The sequence below is a fragment of the Bradyrhizobium centrolobii genome (assembly GCF_001641635.1).
Taxonomy (GTDB): Bacteria; Pseudomonadota; Alphaproteobacteria; order Rhizobiales; family Xanthobacteraceae; genus Bradyrhizobium; species Bradyrhizobium centrolobii.
Genome location: NZ_LUUB01000054.1, coordinates 65035 through 71830, shown reverse-complemented (window position 1 = coordinate 71830; position 6796 = coordinate 65035). Strand labels below are relative to the sequence as shown.

Annotated in this window: 7 protein-coding genes and 1 pseudogene; 3 read left to right on the top strand and 5 right to left on the bottom strand. The window is 64.7% G+C overall.

Annotated features, from left to right (window positions below):
• Together AYJ54_RS52365 and AYJ54_RS16095 are read right to left on the bottom strand one after the other, a co-directional pair.
• Positions 1-428 (bottom strand): annotated as a pseudogene (locus AYJ54_RS52365) (NAD(P)-dependent oxidoreductase); the annotation flags it as partial.
• A 35-nt stretch (positions 429-463) separates the two neighbouring features.
• Positions 464-1204 carry a FadR/GntR family transcriptional regulator gene (locus tag AYJ54_RS16095; RefSeq protein WP_063699981.1) on the bottom strand — a complete coding sequence of 247 codons (741 nt, stop codon included), beginning with the start codon at positions 1202-1204 and terminating at the stop codon, positions 464-466.
• Between the two features lie 278 nt (positions 1205-1482).
• Between AYJ54_RS16095 and AYJ54_RS16090 the strand changes: the two genes are divergently transcribed.
• On the top strand, positions 1483-1851 hold the full coding sequence (locus tag AYJ54_RS16090; RefSeq protein WP_063699979.1) for a GFA family protein: 369 nt from the start codon (positions 1483-1485) through the stop codon (positions 1849-1851).
• Positions 1852-1958: 107 nt separating this feature from the next.
• Positions 1959-2774 carry an SGNH/GDSL hydrolase family protein gene (locus tag AYJ54_RS16085; RefSeq protein ID WP_063699977.1) on the top strand — a complete coding sequence of 272 codons (816 nt, stop codon included), beginning with the start codon at positions 1959-1961 and terminating at the stop codon, positions 2772-2774.
• Positions 2775-2891: 117 nt separating this feature from the next.
• Here the strand turns inward: AYJ54_RS16085 and AYJ54_RS16080 are convergent, their stop codons facing one another.
• The gene (locus AYJ54_RS16080; RefSeq protein ID WP_063699975.1) at positions 2892-3662 is read right to left on the bottom strand and encodes an exodeoxyribonuclease III; all 771 of its coding nucleotides are present in this window, start codon (positions 3660-3662) and stop codon (positions 2892-2894) included.
• 40 nt (positions 3663-3702) lie between these two features.
• On the opposite strand from AYJ54_RS16080, the gene AYJ54_RS16075 reads away from it, so the two are divergent.
• Entirely contained in the window at positions 3703-3921 is a 219-nt protein-coding gene (locus AYJ54_RS16075) for a cysteine rich repeat-containing protein (protein WP_063699974.1), read from the top strand.
• 33 nt (positions 3922-3954) lie between these two features.
• Here AYJ54_RS16075 and alr read toward each other — a convergent pair whose 3' ends face one another.
• Both alr and AYJ54_RS16065 read right to left on the bottom strand, forming a co-directional pair.
• On the bottom strand, positions 3955-5214 hold the full coding sequence (alr, locus tag AYJ54_RS16070; RefSeq protein WP_063700509.1) for an alanine racemase: 1260 nt from the start codon (positions 5212-5214) through the stop codon (positions 3955-3957).
• Between the two features lie 46 nt (positions 5215-5260).
• Positions 5261-6766, bottom strand: coding sequence for a replicative DNA helicase (locus tag AYJ54_RS16065; RefSeq protein WP_063699972.1), 1506 nt, complete (start codon positions 6764-6766; stop codon positions 5261-5263).
• Between the last annotated feature and the right edge of the window lie 30 nt (positions 6767-6796).

Sequence of the window (6796 nt, the reverse complement as noted above, 5' to 3'; positions counted from 1 at the left end):
CCCGCCATGATCGAGAGCGCGGCATTCTTGGCGCCCAGCGGGCCGCCCGAGACCGGCGCATCGATGAAGCTGACGCCGATCTGCTTCAGGTCGGCATGGATGCGGCGGACCGCGACCGGCGAGATCGTGCTCATGTCGACGATGAGCTTGCCGAGTGGTGGCGACTTCAAGAGGCCGTTCTCGCCGTAAATGGTCGCCTCGACATGGGGCGTATCGGGCAGCATCGTGATGACGATGTCGGCGGCGCGAGCGGCATCAGCGGGATTCTGCGCGCGTTCCGCTCCTTCCTTGACGGCGTCAGCAACCGCAGTCTCATTGAGATCGAAGACGCGCACCGCGTGCCCGGCCTTCAGGAGGTTGCGCACCATTTCACGGCCCATCGTGCCGATGCCGATGAAGCCCACGCTGCCCTTGTCATCCCGTCCCATGTCGCTCGTCCGTTTCTTGGTTAGTCTGTCTGCGATCAGTGTGAGGCGCTGGTCTTGTCCATATCGCCGACGACGGCTCGCCGCCGGTATTCATCGCCGATGGCAAAATGCTTGCGCAGCGTCGCATCCGCCCGCTCCGGATCGCGCGCGACGACCGCCTCGAAGATGCGCCGGTGGTCGTCGATCAGGTACGTCTTCATCGACGGGAAGGCCTGAACCAGCTCGCGGCGGCTGCGATGGGAATGCGTGAGCAGGCCCGCCATCGAATTGTGCAGGACGGTCAGCGTCTCCGAGCGTGATGCCACGACGATCGCGCGATGGAATTCGAAGTCGGCCATGCCGCCGGCATCCGCCTCGTCGATCGTCTCCTCGATCTTGGCGAGGGCGCGCTGCAGCCGCTCGAAATCGGCAATGCCGGCGCGCTCGCAGGCAAGCCGGATCGCCTGGCATTCGATCGCGACGCGCGCCTGCATGACATCGTCGAGCATGTCCGCCTGCTGGGCGAGCGCGAAGGTGAAGAAGTCGTTCAGGACCGACACGTCCGGCCGCGTCACCACCGTGCCGATGCGGTCGCGGATCTCGACGATGCCGAGCACGGTGAGGGCGCGCAGAGCCTCGCGGACGATCGGGCGGCTGACGCTGAGGAGGCTTGCAAGCTCGCGCTCCGAGATCAGGCGGTCGCCAGGCTTGAGCGAGCCCGCAAGCAGGCGCTCGCGCAAGAAGGCAAAGACCTTCTCGAACCCCTTTTCGCCTTCGGCTGCCCGCTTAAGCTCCATCCCTGTCTCGTTTTGATATGACCTTGGTTAGACCAGTAGGATGACCAGAGTGGCGGCGTCAAGGGGCCTAGGGTCGGTCAAGCTTTGGAAAATGGGAGGGGACGGCCCCTGAGGCGCCTGCTGGCGCAGCGCCGGCCGCGATCATCGAGTGCTATCGCGAGCACGTGGCCACGAACGCCAGGCGCCTGTCCGCGAATTAGGCGTGCCACGCTGCTGACAGCATGTTGGCAGCAGGGGCAGGCTATGACCATCTCCTGCCATTCTTGGAGGGAGCGGTCATGCCGATTGAGGCAAGCTGTCATTGCGGTGAGACGGTATTCGAGGTGACCGAGGCGCCCGCGAGCGTGACGCGCTGCACCTGTTCGCTCTGCGCCAAGCGTGGCGCATTGTGGGCCTATTACAAGCCGGCGCAATTCCGCCTGCTGTCACCCGTCGACAACGTCGCGACCTATCTCTGGGGCAGCCGGACCGTCAAACATCATTTCTGCGCGAACTGCGGCTGCGGAACCTATACGGAGTCACCGGACTGGTCGACCGGCAAGCCCGACTTCGACAATCCCAAGGTCGCCGTCAACGCGCGCCTGTTCGACGATTTCGACCTCGACGCGGTGCCGGTGAATGTGATCGATGGAAAGAACCTGTGGTGACGACGATGTAATTTCGCGCACCTCCGTTGCACACCCGTCCTCTTGAGCCGGTCAGGGAAAGCTGATCTGTTGCCGGCCTCGGGGAGTGAACGGGGAGAAAGCCGAAGATGCGCCTTCTGTTGCAAGCGATATTCGCGATGTGTCTGGCCGTTGCGGCCTGCTTCAATCCGGCGCAGGCGCAGACCAAGCCGAAGGTCACGACGCTCGGGCCGGACTTCCCCAAAGCCGCGTTGTTCGTCGGCAACAGCTTTTTCTACTACAACAACGGCATGCCCGGGCATCTCACATTGCTGGAGCGCGCCGCGGATGCCGCCGGCAAGGCAAGCTATCGCAACACCATGGCCACGATCGGCGGCTCCGGTCTCGACTGGCACGACATTGAGAACCTGCTGCGGCCGGGCGGCATCGGCGCCTATTCCTTCGACGACCAGAACAACGTCGTCTTCAACAAGCCGGGCCGGCAGTTCGATGCTGTCGTGATGATGGATTGCAGCCAGTGCCCGATCCATCCGCAGTTGAAGGATGCGTTCGTCACTTTCGCCAAGAAGGACAGCGACATCGTCCGCGCCCATGAGATGCGGCCGGTGCTGTTCATGTCCTGGGCCTATGCCGATAAGCCGGAAATGACCGAAGGGCTGGCAGAGGCCTACACCCTCGCCGGCAATGCCAATGATGCGCTTGTCATCCCTGCGGGGCTCGCCTTCGCGCGTGTCCGCAAGCTTCAACCGGAGCTGAATCTTTATGCGCCGGACAGGCGGCACCCGAGCCCTGCAGGCACGTATCTGGCGGCGTGCGTGACGCTTGCCGCTCTGACGGGCCGTTCGCCGGTCGGGAATTCCTACACCATGGGGCTGGATGCGCCCACCGTGGAGCTTCTGCAGAAGGCGGCCTGGGATACGGTGCAGGAGTATTACGTGCGATGACCCGGCGTCGCTCGTAGGGTGGGCAAAGGCGCCTTCGCGCCGTGCCCACCATGTCCCCCCAACATGAGCGAGCTGGGTCGGCACGCTTCGCTTTGCCCACCCTACGCGTTCGTTCGTCTATTTCAGAACTACCCACGCCGGCGCATGATCGCTGGCGCCATCCTCGCCGCGGATATTTCTGTCGACGCCGGCCTTGACCAGGCGCGGGGCTAGCTGCGGGCTGAGCAGGAGATGATCGAGCCGCAGGCCCGCATCGCGCAGCCAGCGGTTCCGCTGATAGTCCCAGAACGTGTAGATGCGTTCCTCGGGATGCAGCTCACGGATCGCATCGCACCAGCCTTGTGCGACGATTGAGGCAAAGGCCGCGCGGCTCTTCGGCTGGATCAGCGCGTCCTTGTCCCACGAGCGTGTCGGATAGATGTCGATCGCGGTCGGCGCGACGTTGTAGTCGCCGGCGAGCACGACCGGCAGATCCTGCTTGAGGAACGCTTTGGCGTGGCGCTTGAGCCGCGCGAACCAGTCGAGCTTGTAATCGAATTTCGGCCCGGGCTGCGGATTGCCGTTGGGCAGGTAGAGGCTGGTGATGATGATGCCGGCTACTGCGGCCTCGATGTAGCGTGCCTCGTGATCGTCACGATCGCCGGGTAACTGATCGCGGGTCAGCACGGGCTCGGCGTTGCGGGCGAGGATGGCGACGCCGTTCCAGGTCTTTTGCCCACGCCACACCGCGCCATAGCCGGCCTTCTCGATGGCCGCTGCCGGAAATTCGCCATCACTTGCCTTCAATTCCTGAAGCGCGACGACGTCGGGCTTTGCCGCTCGCATCCATGCCAGCAGATTGGGCAGGCGGCGGTTGATGTTGTTGATGTTGAATGTCGCGATCTTCATGTAGAGCTACCGGCTCCTGCCTTCTGATACCGGAGATACAATGTCCAAGTTGAGCTTTGCCGCCATCGTAGTCGTCGTCGCGTTCTCCGGGGCTGCTTCGGCACAGTCGACCAATGCGCGCGGCGCATGCAGGGCGGACTACGACAAATTCTGCGCCGGCATTGCACCTGGCACTGGCGGCATCATCGCCTGCCTCAACGGCAAGCGCGACCAGCTCAGCGAGACCTGCAAGAAGGCACTCGACAGCAGGAAGAAGTAAGCGGTCCGTCTCGCGTCCCGGACGCGCTGTTGGCTAGGTCGGCAGTGGCGGCGGGCTCGCTGGCTGCTCGACCGGCGGCGGGGAAGGCGGCTGCTCGACGGCCGGCAGCGGCTCCACCACGTTGCCGCCCTTGTAGACGCGCGCGTAGCGGCGGCCGAGACTGGTCAGCACCTCGTAGCCGATCGTGCCGAAATGATGCGCGAGCTCGTCGACGGTGATGCCTTCGCCGAGCAGCGTCACCATGTGGCCGCGCCGCGCCGCGTTCGGCGGCAGATCGGTGATGTCGATCGCAATCAGGTCCATGGAGACGCGACCCGCGACCGGGCAGCGCTTGCCCGCCACGATCACCTCGGCGCCGCGGGTGCCGTCATTGGAGCTGGCGGCGCGGAAGTAGCCGTCGGCATAGCCAACCGCGATGATCGCGAGCTTCGTCGGCCGCCGCGCGGTCCAGGTGCCGCCATAGCCGACGGTCTCGCCGCGCTCGATACTGCGGATCTGCACGATGCGTGCCTTCAGATCCACGACCTGCTGCATCGGATTGTCGGCCTCCGGCGTCGGGTTGACGCCGTAGAGCGCAGCGCCCGGCCGCACCAGGTCGAACTGGAACGGGGCGCCCAGGAAGATGCCGGAGGAATTGGTGAGCGCCGCCGGCACACCGGCGAACTCGCTGGCGATGCCGCGGAAGGCGGCGAGCTGTTTCGCGTTGACCGGGCTGTTGAGCTGCTCGGCCGAGACCAGATGGCTCATCACCAGCGTGATGCCGTGATCGCCGGCATTGATGCGGGGAATGATGGCCTGCGCATCCGCGATCGTCAGGCCGAGCCGGTTCATGCCGGTGTCGATATGGATCGCGGCCCCGCCCGACCAGCCGGTGCGGCGGCAGAACACGTCCCATTCTGCGAGCTCGTTGAGATCGCCGATCACCGGCCGGCAATTGATCTCGGCGTAGTGCTCGCCGGTATTCTGGAAATAGCCGCCGAGCACATAGATCGCCGCCTCCGGCACCGCGGCGCGCACCGTGCGCGCCTCCTCGATGGTGGCGACGAAGAAGGTCTTGCAGCCGGCCTTGCTCAGCGCGCGCGCGACCTGCGCGGCGCCGCAGCCATAGGCGTCGGCCTTGACGACGGCCGAGCACTCGGCCGGCACCGCCGTCTTCTCGAGCTTGCGCCAGTTGGCGATGATGGCGTCGAGATCGACGGTGAGCACGCCGCCGTATGCGGCAAGCGCGGCGGCCTCGTTGGCCTCCGCGGAGAGAAGGCCGGTTTGCGGGATCATTTTCGGGTCCGACGCCAGTGTCATCGCGCCGTTTTACGCAAGAGGCCGGTTTGGTTCAAGGAACTCAGTAGTCGCTGCGATCCGGCAACTGGCCGTCATGCGCGAGGTCGCCGAAGCGGGTGACCGAGGAATCGAAGTGCAGCTCGACCGTGCCGGTCGGACCGTGGCGCTGCTTGCCGATGATGACTTCGGCCCGGCCGGTCGTGCGCTCCATGTCGGCCTGCCATTTGGCGTGCTCCTCGGTGCCGGGACGCGGCTCCTTCATGGCAAGGTAATATTCCTCGCGGAACACGAACAGCACGACGTCGGCATCCTGCTCGATCGAGCCGGATTCACGCAGGTCCGAGAGCTGTGGCCGCTTGTCGTCGCGCGATTCGACCTGACGCGAGAGCTGCGACAGCGCGATCACGGGGACGTTGAGCTCCTTCGCCAGCGCCTTCAGGCTGGTCGTGATCTCCGTGATTTCCTGCACGCGGCTGTCGCTGGCGCGCTTGCCCGAGCCGGACAATAGCTGGATGTAGTCGATGACGAGGAGATCGAGGCCCTTCTGGCGCTTCAGCCGGCGCGCGCGCGCCATGAGCTGCGCGATCGACAGACCGCCGGTTGCGTCGACATAGAACGGCAGCGATTGCAGCTCGATCGAAACCTGGCGGATCTTCTCGAAATCGGCTTCCGAGATGCCGCCGCGGCGGATGTGGGAGGAGGGGATGCCGGTGCGCTCGGCCACGATACGCGTGGCGAGCTGGTCGGCCGACATTTCGCAGGAGAAGAAGCCGATGACGCCGCCATTGGCGGCCTTCATGGTGCCGTCGGCCTGGAGTTCTGGAACGTAGGCTTGCGCGACATTGTAGGCGATGTTGGTCGCAAGCGACGTCTTGCCCATGCCGGGACGTCCCGCGACGATGATGAGGTCGGAATGCTGCAAGCCGCCCATCTTGGTGTCGAGGTCGCGCAGGCCCGTTGAGATGCCTGACAGCTTTCCGTCGCGCTGGAATGCTTTCGCCGCGAGATCGACCGCAACCGTCAGCGCCTGCGAGAATTTCTGGAATCCGCCATCATAACGGCCGGACTCGGCGAGCTCGTAGAGACGCCGCTCGGCGTCTTCGATCTGCGCCCGCGGCTGGAAATCGACCGGCGCGTCATAGGCCACGTTGACCATGTCCTCGCCGATGCCGATCAGGTCGCGGCGCAACGACAGGTCGTAGATGGTGCGACCGTAGTCCTGCGCGTTGATGATGGTGGTCGCTTCCGCGGCGAGGCGAGCCAGATATTGTCCGATGGTCATGCCGCCGACGTCCGTGTCGGCGGGCAGGAACGTCTTGAGCGTCACGGGTGTGGCAATCTTGCCCATCCGGATCAGGCTGCCGGCGGTCTCGAAGATCGTCTGGTGCAGCGGCTCGAAGAAGTGCTTCGCCTCCAGGAAGTCGGAGACGCGGTAAAAGGCATCGTTGTTGACCAGGATCGCGCCGAGAAGGCTCTGTTCCGCCTCGATATTATGCGGCGCGCTCCGATAGGCGGGGGTTCCGGGATCGGGCGCGAGTTTGAGGACGGTCGAATCAGTCAGGGCCATGGAGGGACGTGCTTAGCAATTTTTCTTGGC

What these genes read in the sequence shown, in the direction of transcription:
- AYJ54_RS16095 (WP_063699981.1), bottom strand. Translation starts at nt 1,204, where the DNA reads ATGGAGCTTAAGCGGGCAGCCGAAGGCGAAAAGGGGTTCGAGAAGGTC.
- AYJ54_RS16090 (WP_063699979.1), top strand. Translation starts at nt 1,483, where the DNA reads ATGCCGATTGAGGCAAGCTGTCATTGCGGTGAGACGGTATTCGAGGTG.
- AYJ54_RS16085 (WP_063699977.1), top strand. Translation starts at nt 1,959, where the DNA reads ATGCGCCTTCTGTTGCAAGCGATATTCGCGATGTGTCTGGCCGTTGCG.
- AYJ54_RS16080 (WP_063699975.1), bottom strand. Translation starts at nt 3,662, where the DNA reads ATGAAGATCGCGACATTCAACATCAACAACATCAACCGCCGCCTGCCC.
- AYJ54_RS16075 (WP_063699974.1), top strand. Translation starts at nt 3,703, where the DNA reads ATGTCCAAGTTGAGCTTTGCCGCCATCGTAGTCGTCGTCGCGTTCTCC.
- AYJ54_RS16065 (WP_063699972.1), bottom strand. Translation starts at nt 6,766, where the DNA reads ATGGCCCTGACTGATTCGACCGTCCTCAAACTCGCGCCCGATCCCGGA.